Here is a 15871-nt window from a genome sequence, read left to right on the forward strand (position 1 = left end):
AGGTTCGTTCGCTAAGTTACGCTGCGAGCAGGCACCCCGGCAGTGCTTTCGTGTGACGATCGTAGGCCCGTGTTGACGGCTCGAATGCCAGGACGGTGGTAGTGTGCGCGCCTCCCTCATCCAGATCGCAGTAGACCCGGACGAATCCGTCAATTCTCGCAGGGACCGAGCCGCTTCCCTGGTCGCGGGCCAACGCGGTGCCGATCTGGTGGTCCTTCCCGAGCTGTGGCCGGTCGGCGCGTTCGCGTATACCGCCTTCGCCGACGAGGCGGAACCGCTCCGGGGACCCACCCACGACCTGATGGCGAAGGCCGCGGCCGACGCCGGGGTCTGGCTGCACGCGGGCTCCTTCGTGGAGCGCGCCGACGACGGCACGCTCTACAACACCTCGCTGGTCTTCACGCCCGAGGGCGAGCGCGCAGCCGCGTACCGCAAGATCCACCGCTTCGGCTTCGACAAGGGCGAGGCGGTGATGATGGGAGCCGGCGAGGACCTGGTCACGGTCGCCCTGCCGCAGACCACGCTCGGCCTCGCCACTTGTTACGACCTGCGCTTCCCCGAACTGTTCCGCGGCCTCGTCGACGCCGGTGCGCAGACGCTCGTCGTCCCGGCGGGCTGGCCGGAGCGGCGCCGCGCCCACTGGACGCTGCTCGCCCAGGCGCGTGCCGTGGAGAACCAGGCGTATGTCCTGGCCGTCGGCACCGCCGGTACCCACGCCGGGGTCCAGCAGGCCGGGCACAGCATCGCCGTCGACCCGTGGGGCGAGGTGCTCGCCGAGGCGGGCGCGGACGAGGAGGTGCTCACCGTGGAGTTCGACCCGGCGAAGGTCGCCACCACGCGGGAGCAGTTCCCGGCGCTCAAGGACCGACGCCTGGGTCTCGTCCCGCCGTCGAGCGGCTGTTGACGCATTGGCCGGACCGGACTTCGCACCACCGTCGGGCATCCGCCGACGCATCTGCCGGACCGGGCCCTGCCCCATCGTCGAGCGGGGCCCGGTTTCACGTGAAACGTCCCGGTCAGCCGTCGCGCTCCTTGTCCGCGAGCACGATGACGCACACCGATACGGCGATGAGCAGTGCCGCGTCGGCGTCCTCCCGTACGACATCGATGCCGTACGTGTCCCGTACGGTCAGCCAACGCCGTGAGATCTGGGCCAGGAGCTCGCCGTCGTAGTCGATGGCGAACTCGCGGTCCAGGATCTTGCCGCTGACATCGAGCGCGGTGCCGTCGACCAGCGTCACCCGGTAATGGTTGCGCAGCAGCGACAGCCGCTTCCGCTTGATTCTGGCGAGCTGCTCGCCGTCGCGCTCGATGAGCATCGTGTCGCGCAGGCTGAGCAGTTTCTGCCGGATCTCGACCAGGAGCTGGCCCTGCGCGTCCTTCAGTTCGAAGGTGTCGCGCACCCGCATCGCCTTGCCGTCGACGAGGAAGACCTTGCGCCCGTCCGTATCCTCGATCCAGTAGTCGTCGCCGACACCGAACAGTCGCTCACGCACCAGGAATCTCATGGCTGACAGGATCCCCCCGTGACCCCCCGGGATACGTGAGACTTCCCGGGACGCGTGGGAGCTCAAAAATGCCGGAGACCCTCCGGAATGCGGAAGCGCCACGGTGATGTTGACTGTTCACATGGCAACACGTGCGCGCGTCAGGGCCCCGGAGCTGGTCGGCAAAGGCGGCTGGCTCAATACCGGCGACCACCAGTACACCCTCGCTGACCTGCGAGGACGCATTGTCATTCTGGACTTTTGGACATTTTGCTGTGTGAACTGTCTGCATGTCCTCGATGAGCTGCGCGAGCTGGAGGAGAAGCACCGCGACACCGTGGTGATCATCGGCGTGCACTCGCCGAAGTTCGTCCACGAGGCCGAGCACCAGGCCGTCGTCGACGCCGTCGAGCGGTACGAGGTCCACCACCCCGTCCTCGACGACCCCGAGCTCGCCACCTGGAAGCAGTACGCCGTACGGGCCTGGCCGACGCTCGTCGTCATCGACCCCGAGGGCTATGTCGTCGCTCAGCACGCCGGCGAGGGCCATGCGCACGCCATCGAGAAGCTCGTCGAGGAGCTGGAGGCCGAGCACGCCGAGAAGGGCACGCTGCGCCGCGGCGACGGCCCGTACGTGGCGCCCGAGCCCGTCGCCACGCACCTGCGCTTCCCCGGTAAAGCGCTGCTGCTGGCCGACGGCGGCTTCCTGGTCTCCGACACCACCCGGCACCGCCTCGTTGAGCTCGACCCCGACGGCGAAACGATGCGCCGCCACTTCGGCACCGGGGACCGCGGGTTCGCGGACGGCGGACCCGACGAGGTGCGGTTCAGCGAGCCGCAGGGGCTCGCTGTGCTGCCGGACGGCCGGATCGCCGTCGCCGACACCGTCAACCACGCCATCCGCGCCCTCGATCTCACGACCGGGGTGACGACGACCCTCGCGGGCACCGGCCGTCAGTGGTGGCAGGGCTCTCCGACGACCGGCCCGGCGCGCGAGGTCGACCTCTCCTCCCCGTGGGACGTCGCCTGGTTCGCGGACCGGCTGTGGATCGCCATGGCGGGCGTGCACCAGCTGTGGTCGTACGAACCCGACTCCGCAGCCGTGCAGGTCGCCGCGGGTACGACCAACGAAGGACTGGTCGACGGTCCGGCCGACGAGGCCTGGTTCGCCCAGCCGTCCGGGCTTGCCGCCTCGGCCGACGGCGACCGGCTCTGGGTCGCCGACTCGGAGACGTCCGCACTGCGGTACGTCGACCGGGACGGGACCGTGCACACCGCCGTCGGCACCGGACTCTTCGACTTCGGCCACCGCGACGGCGCCGCCGGCCAGGCACTCTTCCAGCACCCGCTGGGCGTCACCGCACTGCCGGACGGGTCCGTCGCCGTCAGCGACACGTACAACCACGCCCTGCGCCGTTACGACCCCGCCTGTGGCGAGGTCACCACGCTGGCCACGGATCTGCGCGAGCCGAGCGACGCGGTGCTGGTCGACGGCGATCTCGTCGTCGTCGAATCCGCCCGGCACCGGCTGACCCGGCTGCGGCTGCCCGAGGAAGCCGTACGCGTCGCCGGCCAGGCGCACCGCACCCAGCGCGCGGCCACCGAGATCTCCCCTGGCACGCTCCGGCTCGACGTGGTCTTCCAGGCGCCCGCCGGGCAGAAGCTGGACACCCGGTACGGCCCGTCGACCCGGCTGCTGGTCTCGTCGACCCCGCCCGAGCTGCTGGCGGAGGGTGCGGGGCCCGGCGCCGATCTCTTCCGCGACCTGGTCCTGGCCGACGGCGTCACCGAAGGGGTCCTGCATGTGTCCGCGATGGCGGCGTCCTGCGACGACGACCCGGAGAACGAGTACCCGGCCTGCCACGTCCACCAGCAGGACTGGGGCGTCCCCGTCCGCGTGAGTGCGCAGGGAACGCCACGGCTGCCGCTGGTGCTCGCCGGAATGGACGAGCAGGCCTGACCGGCCGGCGGGCTCATGGGGACAGGGGCGTTGGGGTGCAGGAGCAGTGCGGCGAGCAGACTGCGGCGCTTGGCGGGGTCACGCCTCCTCGGCGGCCCGGAGGCACCGGGCCGGTGTACGGATCGCGTACCCGGCCCGGCGACAACCATGTGCGGAAGTCGGGTCAGCCTGCCAGGAAGGACGCCAGCGCGTTCGCCAGCAGATACGGGTCGTCCGCGCCGCACAGCTCACGCGCACTGTGCATCGACAGGATCGCGACGCCGATGTCCACGGTCTGGATGCCGTGCCGGGCCGCGGTGATCGGGCCGATCGTCGTGCCGCACGGCATCGAGTTGTTGGAGACGAACGTCTGCCACGGCACGCCCGCCTTCTCGCACGCCGCCGCGAACACGGCCCGGCCGCTGCCGTCCGTCGCGTACCGCATATTGACGTTGACCTTGAGGATCGGCCCGCCGTTCGCCACCGGGTGGTGTGTCGGGTCGTGACGCTCCCCGTAGTTGGGGTGGATCGCGTGACCGGTGTCGGAGGAGAGGCAGATGGTCCCCGCGAACGCCCGGGCACGGTCCTCGTACGTGCCGCCGCGGGCGAAGACAGAGCGTTCCAGCACCGTGCCGAGCAGCGGGCCGTCGGCGCCGGTGTCGGACTGCGAACCGTTCTCCTCGTGGTCGAACGCGGCCAGTACCGGGATGTACGGAATCTCGTCGTCCGGCTGTCCGGCGACGGCGGCGAGCGCGGCCGTCGCCGCGTGCACGGAGAGCAGGTTGTCCATCCGCGGCCCGGCCAGCAGCTCGCGGTCCCGGCCCAGGTAGGCCGGCGGCTCCACGGCGTGCGGCATCAGGTCCCAGCCGGTCACGTCGTCGGCGGCGACGCCCGCCTCCTCGGCGACGAACCTGATCAGGTCGCCCTCCTCGACGTCCCCGAGTCCCCAGATCGGCTGCATGTGCTTCTGCCGGTCGAGCTTGAGGCCGTCGGTGTTGGCCGACCGGTCCAGATGCACGGCCAGCTGAGGCACGCGCAGCAGCGGCCGGTCGATGTTGACCAGCCGGTGCGTGCCGTCGCGCAGCGAGATCCGGCCGGCGAGACCGAGGTCCCGGTCCAGCCAGGTGTTGAGCAGCGTGCCGCCGTACACCTCGACGGCGATCTGCCGCCAGCCGTACGACCCCGTGTCGGGCAGCGGCTTCACCCGCAGATTCGGCGAGTCGGTGTGCGCGCCGACGATACGGAAGGGGGTGTGCGCCCCGGCGCCTTCCGGCACGTACCAGGCGACGATTGCCCCGCCGCGCAGCACGTACTTCCCACCGGTGGAAGCGTCCCAGGCCGCGGTCTCCTCGACCTGCCGGAAGCCGGCCTTCTCCAGCCGCGCCGCGGCGGTGGCCACGGCGTGGTACGGGGAGGGGGAGGCCATCAGGAAGGCCATCAGGTCGTCGGTGTGACCGCGGTCGAAGCGGAGGGGAGAACTCATGGTCTTCACTGTAACGACGATGGCGCTGTTGAAATCCGGGTACCGCCGCCCTGGCGTGTGACTACCCCGCGGGCGGCACGGACGCCGGCACAGCGGTCGGCTCCCTATCCGACTGCTGATCATAGGGGCGACCCGGTGGGGGGAGAAGGGAGAGCGGAGGCCGGGGGCTACAGGTCTTCGATGGCGGTCAGGTCGATGTCGATGTCGTACGGAGCGGAGAGCTTCAGCCGGTCGTGGTGGACGCCGGTGGAGACGTACGTCTTGTTGACCGGGTCGAGTGTGTATGTCCAGACCACGGGCCGGTCGTTCTCGCCGGCCATTTCGACGAGCCAGAAGTGCTCGATGCCTGCGCCCGCGTACTTGTGCGGCTTGGTGTCGCGGTCGCGGTCCTCGGAGTCGGGAGATACGACTTCGACGGCGAGCAGGACGTCGGCGGCGTCGTAGCGCGTCTGCCGCTGGTTCACCGCGCCTTCTTCCCGCACCACAACCAGGTCGGGTTCCGGGGCGTTCCGCTTGCCGAGCACGATGGCCATCTCCCGGCGCACGCGCAGACCGGCGGGTACGTGCGTGCGCAGGCCCTGTTCCAGCAGATACATCGCCAGCGTGTGGAAATTGCGCTGCGGACTCACGAAAACCAGGCTTCCGTCGATCAGCTCCGTGTGCGGCGGGAGGTCGTCAAGCGTGAAGAAGTCGTCCACGGTGTAGCCGTCCTCAGGCGGGACCGGCCACTTGGATGTCTCGCGCCGCAGCTGCGACGCCTCGGGCAGCGCCTCGGCGGTCATGGTTCCTCCCATGGACGGGATTCTGAGCCCTGCAGCCAGCGTACCCAGCTGATACGACAGCACCGCCACCCGAAAGCGTGTCCGGGTGACGGTGCGTGTTGACGAGCGCGAGCGGAGCCTGAGGCTAGAACGCGGCCTCGTCCAGGTCCATCAGCGAACCGTCGACCACCTCGGCGAGCGCGCGCTCGGTGGAGACGCCCGGCAGGACGTTCGCGGCGAAGAACTTCGCGGCGGCGATCTTGCCCTGGTAGAAGGCGACGTCCTTCGCGGAGGCGGTCGGCAGCTTCTCGGCCGCGACGGCCGCGCCCTTCAGCAGCAGGTAGCCGACGACGACATCGCCGGAGGCCAGCAGCAGGCGGGTGGTGTTGAGGCCCACCTTGTAGATGTTCTTGACGTCCTCGCCGGTCGCGGTGAGGTCGGTGATCATCGTGCCGACGATCGCCTCCAGGTCCACGGCCGCCTTGGCGAGCGCGTCCAGCGCACCGGACAGCTCCTCGTTGCCCTGGGCGCCCGCGAGGAACTTCTTGATCTCCTCGGACAGCGCGTTGAGCGAGGCACCCTGGTCACGGACGATCTTCCGGAAGAAGAAGTCCTGGCCCTGGATCGCCGTCGTGCCCTCGTAGAGGGTGTCGATCTTGGCGTCCCGGATGTACTGCTCGATCGGGTACTCCTGGAGGTACCCGGAGCCGCCGAATGTCTGGAGCGACTGCGCCAGCTGCTCGTACGACTTCTCGGAGCCGTAGCCCTTCACGATCGGGAGCAGCAGGTCGTTGAGGCCGTGCAGCGCCTTGGCGTCCTCGCCCGCGGCCTCCTTCTCCTGGATCGCGTCCTGGACGGAGGCGGTGTACAGCACGAGGGAGCGCATGCCCTCCGCGTACGCCTTCTGCGTCATCAGCGAACGGCGCACGTCGGGGTGGTGCGTGATGGTGACCTTGGGCGCGGTCTTGTCCATGAAGTTCGCCAGGTCGGTGCCCTGGACGCGCTCCTTGGCGTACTCCAGCGCGTTCAGGTAACCCGTCGAGAGGGTGGCGATGGCCTTCGTGCCGACCATCATCCGGGCGAACTCGATGATGCGGAACATCTGGCGGATGCCGTCGTGCTTGTCGCCGATCAGCCAGCCCTTGGCGGGGTGCTGGTCGCCGAACGTCATCTCGCACGTGTTGGACGCCTTGAGGCCCATCTTGTGCTCGACGTTCGTCGCGTACACGCCGTTGCGCTCGCCCAACTCGCCGGTGGTCCAGTCGAAGTGGAACTTCGGGACCATGAAGAGCGACAGGCCCTTCGTGCCGGGGCCTGCACCCTCGGGGCGGGCCAGCACGTAGTGAATGATGTTCTCGGACATGTCGTGCTCGCCCGAGGTGATGAAGCGCTTCACACCCTCGATGTGCCAGGAGCCGTCCTCCTGCTCGACGGCCTTCGTGCGGCCGGCGCCGACGTCCGAACCGGCGTCCGGCTCGGTCAGCACCATCGTCGAGCCCCACTGCTTCTCGACGGCGATCTCGGCGATCTTCTTCTGCGCCTCGTTGCCCTCGTCGAAGAGGATTCCGGCGAACGCCGGGCCGGAGGAGTACATCCACACGGCCGGGTTCGAGCCGAGGAGCAGCTCCGCGTAGGACCAGATCAGGGAGCGCGGCGAGGTGGTGCCGCCGATCTCCTCGGGCAGACCCAGGCGCCAGTATTCGGAGTCCATGAAGGCCTGGTAGGACTTCTTGAAGGAGGCCGGGACCGGTGCGGTGTTGGTCTCCGGGTCGAAGACCGGCGGGTTGCGGTCGGCGTCGGCGAACGAGTCGGCGAGCTCGTTCTCGGCGAGGCGGTTGACCTCGTCGAGGATGCTCTTCGCGGTCTCGACGTCCATCTCCGCGAACGGTCCGGTGCCGTACAGCTTGTCGCGCCCGAGGACCTCGAAGAGGTTGAACTCGATGTCGCGGAGATTCGACTTGTAGTGCCCCATGGGAAGGCTCCGTAATCAATAGCAGTGGCGCGCAGCGCCCCGGGGAGGGGTGAGGGCCGGGCGGGCGACGAGCTGGCGGTGCGTATATCAGCTGACCTCACCGATGATGCTACCCGTCAGTAATAAGACGCAACCCCTCAAGCCCCTGATGTGGCCGATTACTCTTTGCGGCATGTACGGCTACGACCAGAACCAGGGCGCACAGCAGCAGATGGGTGGCGGCTACGGCGAGCAGCCGCTGTATCCCGAGCCCTCGCCGCCCTCCCTCGGTGATGCGGTACGGGCCTTCACCACGGGTTCTCTGTCCGCCGAGGACTTCCAGCAGATCTTCGCGTCGTCGAAGGTCTACTGCCCCCGCGGCGACAACCCCGGCTTCCTCGCCCTGCACAACACCCAGCAGCCGGTGATCCCCATGTTCACCACGCTCAAGGAGCTGCGGCTGTACGCGGGCAAGGAGTCCAAGTACTTCGTGATCACCGGCGCCGAGGTGATCGATCTGCTGCCGACCGGCTACGGCTTCGTCCTCGACATGGAGGGCGAGCACCGCATGGTCTTCGACGCCAAGGCCGTGGAGCAGATGGTCGACTTCGCGATGCGTCGCATGTACGGCTAGGAGGGCACTGAAGATCTTGGCCGGGCGCCCGGCGTCTTGCACGCACATCTGCGGCGTTGTCAAAACGGCCTGATAGCTCCGCTATGAGGCCGCTTCGGCGCCTTGCGGCTGCACGCGCCAGACGCCGCTCGCTGATCCGGCCAAGATCTTCAGCACCCTCCTGGGGCGTGTTTCGAAAGTCCCGGGCGCCGGGTGTCACTGCTTCGCAGGCGTTTGATTGCTGACCTCCGAGAAGGGGTCCGTACCTGTCGGGTACGGACCCCTTCTCGTTGTCCGGGGAGCGGCTGCGGCGGTGCGGGAATGCCGCAGCCCTTGCAGGATGTTCACTGTTCAACTAAATTGAAGCCAGGACAATCCCGGAGGTGGCCCCCCATGCCCGCAGTGACCGTCGAAAACCCGCTGACCCTGCCCAAGGTCGCCGCCCCGGGCGACGCCACGGCCCGTCCCGTGCTCGCCGTCATGACGGCGCCGAGCGGATTCGAGGGCGAAGGCTTCCCGGTTCGCCGTGCGTTCGCCGGGATCAACTACAAGTACCTCGACCCGTTCATCATGATGGATCAGATGGGTGAGGTGGAGTACCAGCCCGGAGAGCCGAAGGGCACCCCGTGGCACCCGCACCGCGGCTTCGAGACCGTGACGTACCTGATCGACGGAACCTTCGTCCACCAGGACAGCAACGGTGGCGGCGGCACCATCAAGAACGGTGACACCCAGTGGATGACGGCCGGATCCGGCCTCCTCCACATCGAGGCGCCGCCGGAGTCCCTCGTCATGTCGGGCGGCCTCTTCCACGGGCTGCAGCTCTGGGTGAACCTGCCCAAGGCCGACAAGATGATGGCCCCCCGCTACCAGGACATCCGCGGCGGCCAGGTCCAGCTCCTCGCCTCCCCGGACGGCGGCGCGCTGCTCCGCGTCATCGCCGGTGAGCTCGACGGGCACGAGGGTCCGGGGGGCACCCACACCCCGATCACGATGATCCACGCCACGGTGCGCCCCGGCGCCGAGGTGACCCTGCCGTGGCGCGAGGACTTCAACGGACTCGCGTACGTGCTGGCCGGTCGTGGCACCGTCGGCCAGGAGCGCCGTCCCGTCCACATGGGGCAGACCGCCGTCTTCGGGGCCGGCTCCTCGCTGACCGTCCGCGCGGACGAGAAGCAGGACGGCCACACCCCGGACCTGGAGGTCGTCCTCCTCGGCGGCCGCCCCATCCGGGAGCCGATGGCGCACTACGGGCCGTTCGTCATGAACAGCCAGGCCGAACTGAAGCAGGCCTTCGAGGACTTCCAGGCCGGCCGTCTCGGCACTGTGCCCGCAGTCCACGGCATGGGTGAGTGACCTGCGTGACGGGCCGGACTGACGGCCCGTCACTCGTTCGGCCGTACAGGCGGGACATGGCTCCCGCGCCGTGATCGGGTGGGAGGGTGGATACCCGGAAACCCCTCCTGCCCGACATCGCGTGGCGAACAGCTGCCTGGTGCGCCGTACTTCTGCTGGTCACCGGTGTTGCCGCGGTCGCCATCTGGCTGTGCGTCGCCCTCAAGACGGCCGTCACCCCGGTGCTGCTCGCCCTGCTCGGTACGGCGCTGCTCGGCCCTGTTTACCGCTGGCTGGTCGCCCGAGGGGTGAACCGGTCGGTGGCCGCCGGGCTCACCTGCGCGCTGCTCGTCGCGTTCGCCGGCGGCGCCGGGTACATCGTCGTCACCGCGTTCATCGACACCGGCGACCAGATCATCCAGTCACTGAAGCATGCCGGGCAGTGGGTCGTCGACCATTTCGGGATCGCCCGGAACACCAATGTGAACAATCTCGTCGCCAACGCGCAGAAGCTCGTCGAGAAATTCGGCGCGAGCGCCGCGGGCGGACTGCTCACCGGGATCAGCCTGGTCGGCTCGCTGATCGCGACCGCCGTCCTTGCCCTGCTGCTCACCTTCTTCTTCCTGCGTGACTCCGACCGGGCCGTGAAACTCGCGCACTCCGTCGCCCCGCGCGGCACCGGTGACCTGGTCGAGGCGATGGGACGGCGGGCGTTCGAAGCGGTCGAGGGCTTCATGCGCGGCACGACGCTCATCGCGCTGATCGATGCCATCTGCATCACCGTAGGTCTGCTGATCCTGCGGGTGCCCGGGGCGGTGGGGCTGGGGGCGCTGGTCTTCGCCGGCGCGTACATCCCGTATCTCGGGGCGTTCATCTCGGGTGCCGTCGCCGTTCTGGTGGCGCTCGTCGACCGGGGGGTCGTGATCGCGCTCTGGGCGCTCGGGGTGGTGCTCGCGGTCCAGGTGCTGGAGGGGCACGTGCTGCAGCCGTTGATCCAGAGCCGTACGGTCCAGATGCACCCGGCCATGATCATGATCGCGCTGACCGCGGGCGCGAGCGTGGCGGGCGTGCTGGGCATGCTGCTCGCGGTACCGGCGTGCGCGGCGGCGTTCGGCATCCTCGGCGAACTCCGCACGCGCCACGCCCAGGACGAACCGCCATCCACCCCACCGAGCCCGTCCTCCCCGCCGAACCCCTCCGGCGGCTGAGAGCCGGGCTGCGGCTCCGCGGCCTCCCGGAAGACACCGGCTTCGGCGGGCAGCTCCAGCAGCCGGGCCGCCTCCGCATCGAGCGTGACGGTCCCGGCTCCGTTGTCCCAGCGCCACAGGCCGGTCGCCGTCGCGGCCAGGACGTCCTCGGTGCGCATTGCCCTACTTGAGGAAGATGTGTGCGGCTGATGCCACCGAGGAGGCCGCCGACGGGCTCCTCGGTGGCGCCCCGACCACGCCGGATGATCTTGCCTGGGGTTATGGCAATGAAGTGGTGCGGGCGTGGGCGGTAGCCTGGGGAGGCTGAATCCACCAAACCGCGAAGACTGGATGAACGACGATGCATCGGTACAGGTCCCACACCTGCGGCGAGCTCCGCGCCTCTGACGTCGGCACCGACGTCCGGCTGAGCGGCTGGCTGCACAATCGCCGAGACCTGGGCGGCATCCTCTTCATCGATCTGCGCGACCACTACGGTCTGGTGCAGCTCGTCGCCCGCCCCGGCACGCCCGGCAACGAAGCTCTGTCGAAGCTCACCAAGGAGACCGTCGTCCGGATCGACGGCAAGGTCTCCGCGCGCGGCGCCGACAACGTCAACCCGGAGCTCCCGACCGGCGAGATCGAGATCGAGGTCGCCGAGGTCGAGGTGCTCGGCGAGGCCGCCCCGCTGCCCTTCACGATCAACACCGAGGACGGGGTCAACGAGGAGCGGCGCCTGGAGTACCGCTTCCTCGACCTGCGCCGCGAGCGCATGCACCGCAACATCATGCTGCGCTCCGCCGTCATCGCCTCGATCCGCTCGAAGATGGTGGCCCTCGGCTTCAACGAGATGGCGACCCCGATCCTCACCGCGACCTCCCCCGAGGGCGCCCGTGACTTCGTCGTCCCGTCCCGGCTGAACCCCGGCAAGTTCTACGCGCTGCCGCAGGCTCCGCAGCAGTTCAAGCAGCTGCTGATGATCTCCGGCTTCGACCGCTACTTCCAGATCGCGCCGTGCTTCCGCGACGAGGACGCCCGCGCCGACCGCTCCCCCGGCGAGTTCTACCAGCTCGACGTCGAGATGTCGTTCGTCGAGCAGGAGGACGTCTTCCGGCCGATCGAGAAGCTGATGACCGAGCTCTTCGAGGAGTTCGGCAACGGCCGCCACGTCACGTCGCCGTTCCCGCGGATCCCGTTCCGCGAGTCGATGCTGAAGTACGGCAACGACAAGCCGGACCTGCGCGCCAAGCTGGAGCTCGTCGACATCTCCGACGTCTTCGCGGACTCGGAGTTCAAGGCGTTCGCCGGCAAGCACGTCCGCGCCCTTCCGGTGCCGGACACCGCGGGCCAGTCCCGTAAGTTCTTCGACGGTCTGGGTGAGTACGCCGTCGAGCACGGCGCCAAGGGTCTCGCCTGGGTCCGCGTCGGCGAGGACGGCACCCTCGCCGGTCCGATCGCCAAGTTCCTCACCGAGTCGGACATCAAGACCCTCACCGAGCGTCTGTCGCTCGTCCCGGGCCACGCCGTCTTCTTCGGCGCCGGGGAGTTCGACGAGGTCTCCAAGATCATGTCGGCCGTCCGGGTCGAGGCCGCCAAGCGCGCCGGCCACTTCGAGGAGGGCGTCTTCCGGTTCTGCTGGATCGTCGACTTCCCGATGTACGAGAAGGACGAGGAGACCGGCAGGATCGACTTCTCGCACAACCCCTTCTCGATGCCCCAGGGCGGCCTGGAGGACCTGGAGACGAAGGACCCGCTGGACATCCTCGCCTGGCAGTACGACATCGTCTGCAACGGCATCGAGCTGTCCTCCGGTGCCATCCGTAACCACGAGCCCGAGCTGATGCTCAAGGCGTTCGAGATCGCCGGTTACGACCGCGAGACCGTCGAGCAGGAGTTCGCGGGCATGCTCCGCGCGTTCCGTCTCGGCGCCCCGCCGCACGGTGGCATCGCCCCCGGTGTCGACCGCATCGTGATGCTCCTGGCCGATGAGCCGAACATCCGCGAGACGATCGCCTTCCCGCTCAACGGCAACGCGCAGGACCTGATGATGGGCGCGCCCACCCAGCTGGACGAGGGTCGTCTGCGTGAGCTGAACATCCAGCTGCGCAAGCCGGTCGCGGCGGCGAAGGACAAGACCGAGAAGTAGACCGGTTCCGGACCGCAGAGGTCCGCTTCCGTTCCACGTGAAACAGCCCCCGGCCGCCGGCCGGGGGCTGTGCCGTGTTCTGCTCCTGGTCGACCGTCCTGCACAGCAGCGCATAGCTCGCCGTGGACCCGGACGAGACGCACGACGGCACGGACCTCTGACCCTCTGGTCCCCCGCGGGGTGGAAGGGCCCTGAACCGGCTCGGCAGGGTACGGTTCCGGGCCTTTCCGTTCCTGCGCGCAGGCAGCTGAACAGCGGGACACGCCCGCAGCGGCAAAGAGAACCTGATCGGATGCGGCCGGATGGCCGCTTTGTCTGATTGGTCGGGAGTGGAGTCGGCAAAGACTGGCTCGGGGACTTGGCGCGGGGACTCGCCTCCGCCGCCTTCGGCACCGATCCCTAGGAGAGCCCTCGTGCCCGAACGCGTGTCACGTCGCAGGTCCAGACGTCCGCCGTACGCCGTCTGCGCCGCACTGTTCCTCGTGCTGACCGGGTGCGGCGTCTCAGGCACCGCACCCGCCACTGTGCCCAGCGACGGCTCCCACGCCCCCGCGCCCGCCGGCACCTCCGGTGCGACGGGCCCGGTCGCCGGCGCCCGTGGACCGGCCGCCCCCAGGCGTCCTCGCGAGATCCAGTTGCTGGGGCCGGGGATCAGGGCGGCGATCCCGGCCGATTCCCGGCAGGCGCTGGTCGTCACCGGGGACTCACCCGACTCCAGTCTGGCCACCGCCGTCCTCTACACCCGTGAGGACCCCATGGTGGGCTGGCAGCCGGTCATGGGCCCGTGGCCCGCCCACAACGCCCTGAAGGGCTGGACCGACGAGCACCGGGCGGGTGACCTCCGGACCCCTACCGGGGTCTACGGGCTGACGGCCGCGGGCGGTCGGCGCGCCGCCCCGGGCACCGCGTTTCCGTACGAGCAGAACCCGCTCTTCACCGTCAGCGGCGAAGGGTTCCACGGGGACTCCCTGGAGGGGTCCTTCGACTACGTCATCGCCATCGACTACAACCGCATCCCCGGCGCCTCCCCGCTGGACCCGACCCGTCCGCTCGGCGAGGAGCGGGGCGGCGGCATCTGGCTCCATGTCGACCACGGCGGACCGACCCAGGGCTGCATCTCGCTCCCCAAGGACCGGATGAGGGAACTGTTGCGCGTCCTCGACCCGGCAAAGGTGCCGGTGGTCGTCATGGGTGACGCCGCGGCCCTGGGCCGCTGATGACATCGGGCACGCGAGGAGCCCGCATACGCGAGGGGCCCGCACCGTCACCGGTCCGGGCCCCTCTTCTGCGTCGCGAGAACTACGCGGGCTTCTCCTCCAGGCGCGGGAACAGCACCGCACCCTTCGTCACCGTGGCGCCCGCCGGCAGCTGACCCCAGTTGCCCGCCTCCTGCACGAGCTGGTCGGGCAGAGCGCCCAGGGACGCCTCCGCGCCGAGGGACTCCCACAGCTTCTGCGAGGTCTCCGGCATCACCGCGTTCAGCAGGACCGCGACACCGCGCAGCGCCTCGGCGGCCGTGTACAGGATCGTCGCGAGGCGGGCCCGGCCCTCGGGGGACTCGTCCTTGGCGACCTTCCAGGGCTCCTGCTCCGTGATGTAGCCGTTGACCTGCTTCACGAAGTCGAAGATCGCCAGGATGCCGGCCTGGAAGTCCACCTCCTCGCCGATCTTCCGGTCGGCCGTGGCGACGGCCTTCGCAAGGCCCTCCTGGACCGCCTTCTCGGCCTCACCGGCGGCCGTGGCCTCCGGGAGCGACCCGCCGAAGTACTTGCCGACCATGGCGGCGACGCGCGAGGCGAGGTTGCCGTAGTCGTTGGCGAGCTCGGAGGTGTAGCGGGCGGTGAAGTCCTCCCAGGAGAACGAGCCGTCGTTGCCGTACGCGATCGCCCGCAGGAAGTACCAGCGGTACGCGTCCACGCCGAAGTGCGAGGTCAGGTCCTGCGGCTTGATGCCGGTCAGGTTCGACTTCGACATTTTTTCGCCGCCGACCATCAGCCAGCCGTTGGCCACGACCTTGCCGGGCAGCGGCAGACCCTGCGCCATCAGCATGGCGGGCCAGATGACCGAGTGGAAGCGGAGGATGTCCTTGCCGATCAGGTGCACATCGGCCGGGAACGTCCCGTCGAACTTCTCCTGGTTGGCGCCGTAGCCGACCGCTGTCGCGTAGTTGAGCAGCGCGTCGACCCACACGTAGATGACGTGCTTCTCGTCCCACGGCACCGGGACGCCCCAGTCGAACGTGGAGCGTGAGATCGACAGGTCCTGCAGGCCCTGCCGGACGAAGTTCACGACCTCGTTGCGGGCCGATTCGGGCTGGATGAAGCCGGGGTTGTTCGCGTAAAACTCCAGCAGCTTCGGGCCGTACTCGCTCAGCTTGAAGAAGTAGTTCTCCTCCTTGAGGATCTCCACCGGCTTCTTGTGGACGGCGCACAGCTTCGTGCCGTCCTCCGCCTCGATGAGGTCGCCGGGGAGCTTGTACTCCTCGCAGCCCACGCAGTACGGGCCTTCGTACCCGCCCTTGTAGATCTCGCCCTTGTCGTACAGGTCCTGCACGAACTCCTGCACACGGTCCGTGTGCCGCTTCTCCGTCGTGCGGATGAAGTCGTCGTTCGCGATGTTCAGGTGCTCCCAGAGGGGCTTCCAGGCCTCCTCGACGAGCTTGTCGCACCACTCCTGCGGAGTGACGTTGTTCGCCTCGGCAGTGCGCATGATCTTCTGACCGTGCTCGTCCGTGCCGGTGAGGTACCACACCTTCTCGCCGCGCTGGCGGTGCCAGCGGGTGAGCACGTCGCCTGCGACGGTCGTGTAGGCGTGGCCCAGGTGAGGAGCGTCGTTGACGTAGTAAATGGGGGTCGAGACGTAGTACGCCGTCGCCCCCTGCTTCTCGGATCCAGTGGCCGCCATGGTCGAAATCCTAACGGCCCATGGGTGATCCACTCACACCGATAAACGCCGCCCGGCCATGGAGA

The 15871-nt window shown here is 68.9% G+C and carries 12 protein-coding genes; 7 read left to right on the forward strand and 5 right to left on the reverse strand.

Annotation, left to right across the window (positions count from 1 at the left end):
• Positions 1-103: 103 nt before the first annotated feature.
• Complete coding sequence (locus tag ACIBB8_RS11005) at positions 104-904, forward strand: carbon-nitrogen family hydrolase (RefSeq protein ID WP_398950695.1); 801 nt, start codon at positions 104-106, stop codon at positions 902-904.
• A gap of 112 nt (positions 905-1016) precedes the next feature.
• Here the strand turns inward: ACIBB8_RS11005 and ACIBB8_RS11010 are convergent, their stop codons facing one another.
• Positions 1017-1508, reverse strand: coding sequence for an LURP-one-related/scramblase family protein (locus tag ACIBB8_RS11010; RefSeq protein WP_398950697.1), 492 nt, complete (start codon positions 1506-1508; stop codon positions 1017-1019).
• A gap of 121 nt (positions 1509-1629) precedes the next feature.
• Here ACIBB8_RS11010 and ACIBB8_RS11015 point away from each other — a divergent pair, with 121 nt between their 5' ends.
• Positions 1630-3447 carry an NHL domain-containing thioredoxin family protein gene (locus ACIBB8_RS11015; protein ID WP_398950700.1) on the forward strand — a complete coding sequence of 606 codons (1818 nt, stop codon included), beginning with the start codon at positions 1630-1632 and terminating at the stop codon, positions 3445-3447.
• Positions 3448-3610: 163 nt separating this feature from the next.
• On the opposite strand, the gene ACIBB8_RS11020 is transcribed toward ACIBB8_RS11015, so the two are convergent.
• The 3 genes from ACIBB8_RS11020 to ACIBB8_RS11030 form a co-directional block, all read right to left on the reverse strand.
• Positions 3611-4909, reverse strand: a complete 1299-nt coding sequence (locus tag ACIBB8_RS11020) for a M18 family aminopeptidase (RefSeq protein WP_398950702.1) — start codon at positions 4907-4909, stop codon at positions 3611-3613.
• 167 nt (positions 4910-5076) lie between these two features.
• On the reverse strand, positions 5077-5703 hold the full coding sequence (locus tag ACIBB8_RS11025) for a Uma2 family endonuclease (RefSeq protein ID WP_398950704.1): 627 nt from the start codon (positions 5701-5703) through the stop codon (positions 5077-5079).
• A gap of 112 nt (positions 5704-5815) precedes the next feature.
• The gene (locus tag ACIBB8_RS11030; protein ID WP_398950706.1) at positions 5816-7642 is read right to left on the reverse strand and encodes an acyl-CoA dehydrogenase; all 1827 of its coding nucleotides are present in this window, start codon (positions 7640-7642) and stop codon (positions 5816-5818) included.
• Positions 7643-7814: 172 nt separating this feature from the next.
• Between ACIBB8_RS11030 and ACIBB8_RS11035 the strand changes: the two genes are divergently transcribed.
• From ACIBB8_RS11035 to ACIBB8_RS11055, 5 genes are all read left to right on the forward strand, one after another.
• Positions 7815-8255, forward strand: coding sequence for an SseB family protein (locus ACIBB8_RS11035; protein ID WP_037701899.1), 441 nt, complete (start codon positions 7815-7817; stop codon positions 8253-8255).
• Positions 8256-8627: 372 nt separating this feature from the next.
• Positions 8628-9590 carry a pirin family protein gene (locus ACIBB8_RS11040; protein ID WP_398950708.1) on the forward strand — a complete coding sequence of 321 codons (963 nt, stop codon included), beginning with the start codon at positions 8628-8630 and terminating at the stop codon, positions 9588-9590.
• A gap of 86 nt (positions 9591-9676) precedes the next feature.
• Complete coding sequence (locus ACIBB8_RS11045) at positions 9677-10777, forward strand: AI-2E family transporter (RefSeq protein WP_398950710.1); 1101 nt, start codon at positions 9677-9679, stop codon at positions 10775-10777.
• 340 nt (positions 10778-11117) lie between these two features.
• The gene (gene aspS, locus ACIBB8_RS11050; RefSeq protein ID WP_398950712.1) at positions 11118-12902 is read left to right on the forward strand and encodes an aspartate--tRNA ligase; all 1785 of its coding nucleotides are present in this window, start codon (positions 11118-11120) and stop codon (positions 12900-12902) included.
• Positions 12903-13315: 413 nt separating this feature from the next.
• A complete protein-coding gene (locus tag ACIBB8_RS11055) occupies positions 13316-14119 on the forward strand; it encodes a L,D-transpeptidase family protein (RefSeq protein ID WP_398950714.1) in 804 nt (267 codons plus the stop codon).
• 82 nt (positions 14120-14201) lie between these two features.
• Here ACIBB8_RS11055 and metG read toward each other — a convergent pair whose 3' ends face one another.
• Entirely contained in the window at positions 14202-15806 is a 1605-nt protein-coding gene (gene metG / locus ACIBB8_RS11060; RefSeq protein WP_398950716.1) for a methionine--tRNA ligase, read from the reverse strand.
• Positions 15807-15871 lie beyond the last annotated feature (65 nt).

It is taken from the genome of Streptomyces sp. NPDC051286 (genome assembly GCF_044455345.1).
Taxonomy (GTDB): domain Bacteria; phylum Actinomycetota; class Actinomycetes; order Streptomycetales; family Streptomycetaceae; genus Streptomyces.

What these genes read in the sequence shown, in the direction of transcription:
- ACIBB8_RS11010 (WP_398950697.1), bottom strand. Translation starts at nt 1,508, where the DNA reads ATGAGATTCCTGGTGCGTGAGCGACTGTTCGGTGTCGGCGACGACTAC.
- ACIBB8_RS11015 (WP_398950700.1), top strand. Translation starts at nt 1,630, where the DNA reads ATGGCAACACGTGCGCGCGTCAGGGCCCCGGAGCTGGTCGGCAAAGGC.
- ACIBB8_RS11020 (WP_398950702.1), bottom strand. Translation starts at nt 4,909, where the DNA reads ATGAGTTCTCCCCTCCGCTTCGACCGCGGTCACACCGACGACCTGATG.
- ACIBB8_RS11025 (WP_398950704.1), bottom strand. Translation starts at nt 5,703, where the DNA reads ATGGGAGGAACCATGACCGCCGAGGCGCTGCCCGAGGCGTCGCAGCTG.
- ACIBB8_RS11030 (WP_398950706.1), bottom strand. Translation starts at nt 7,642, where the DNA reads ATGGGGCACTACAAGTCGAATCTCCGCGACATCGAGTTCAACCTCTTC.
- ACIBB8_RS11035 (WP_037701899.1), top strand. Translation starts at nt 7,815, where the DNA reads ATGTACGGCTACGACCAGAACCAGGGCGCACAGCAGCAGATGGGTGGC.
- ACIBB8_RS11040 (WP_398950708.1), top strand. Translation starts at nt 8,628, where the DNA reads ATGCCCGCAGTGACCGTCGAAAACCCGCTGACCCTGCCCAAGGTCGCC.
- aspS (WP_398950712.1), top strand. Translation starts at nt 11,118, where the DNA reads ATGCATCGGTACAGGTCCCACACCTGCGGCGAGCTCCGCGCCTCTGAC.
- metG (WP_398950716.1), bottom strand. Translation starts at nt 15,806, where the DNA reads ATGGCGGCCACTGGATCCGAGAAGCAGGGGGCGACGGCGTACTACGTC.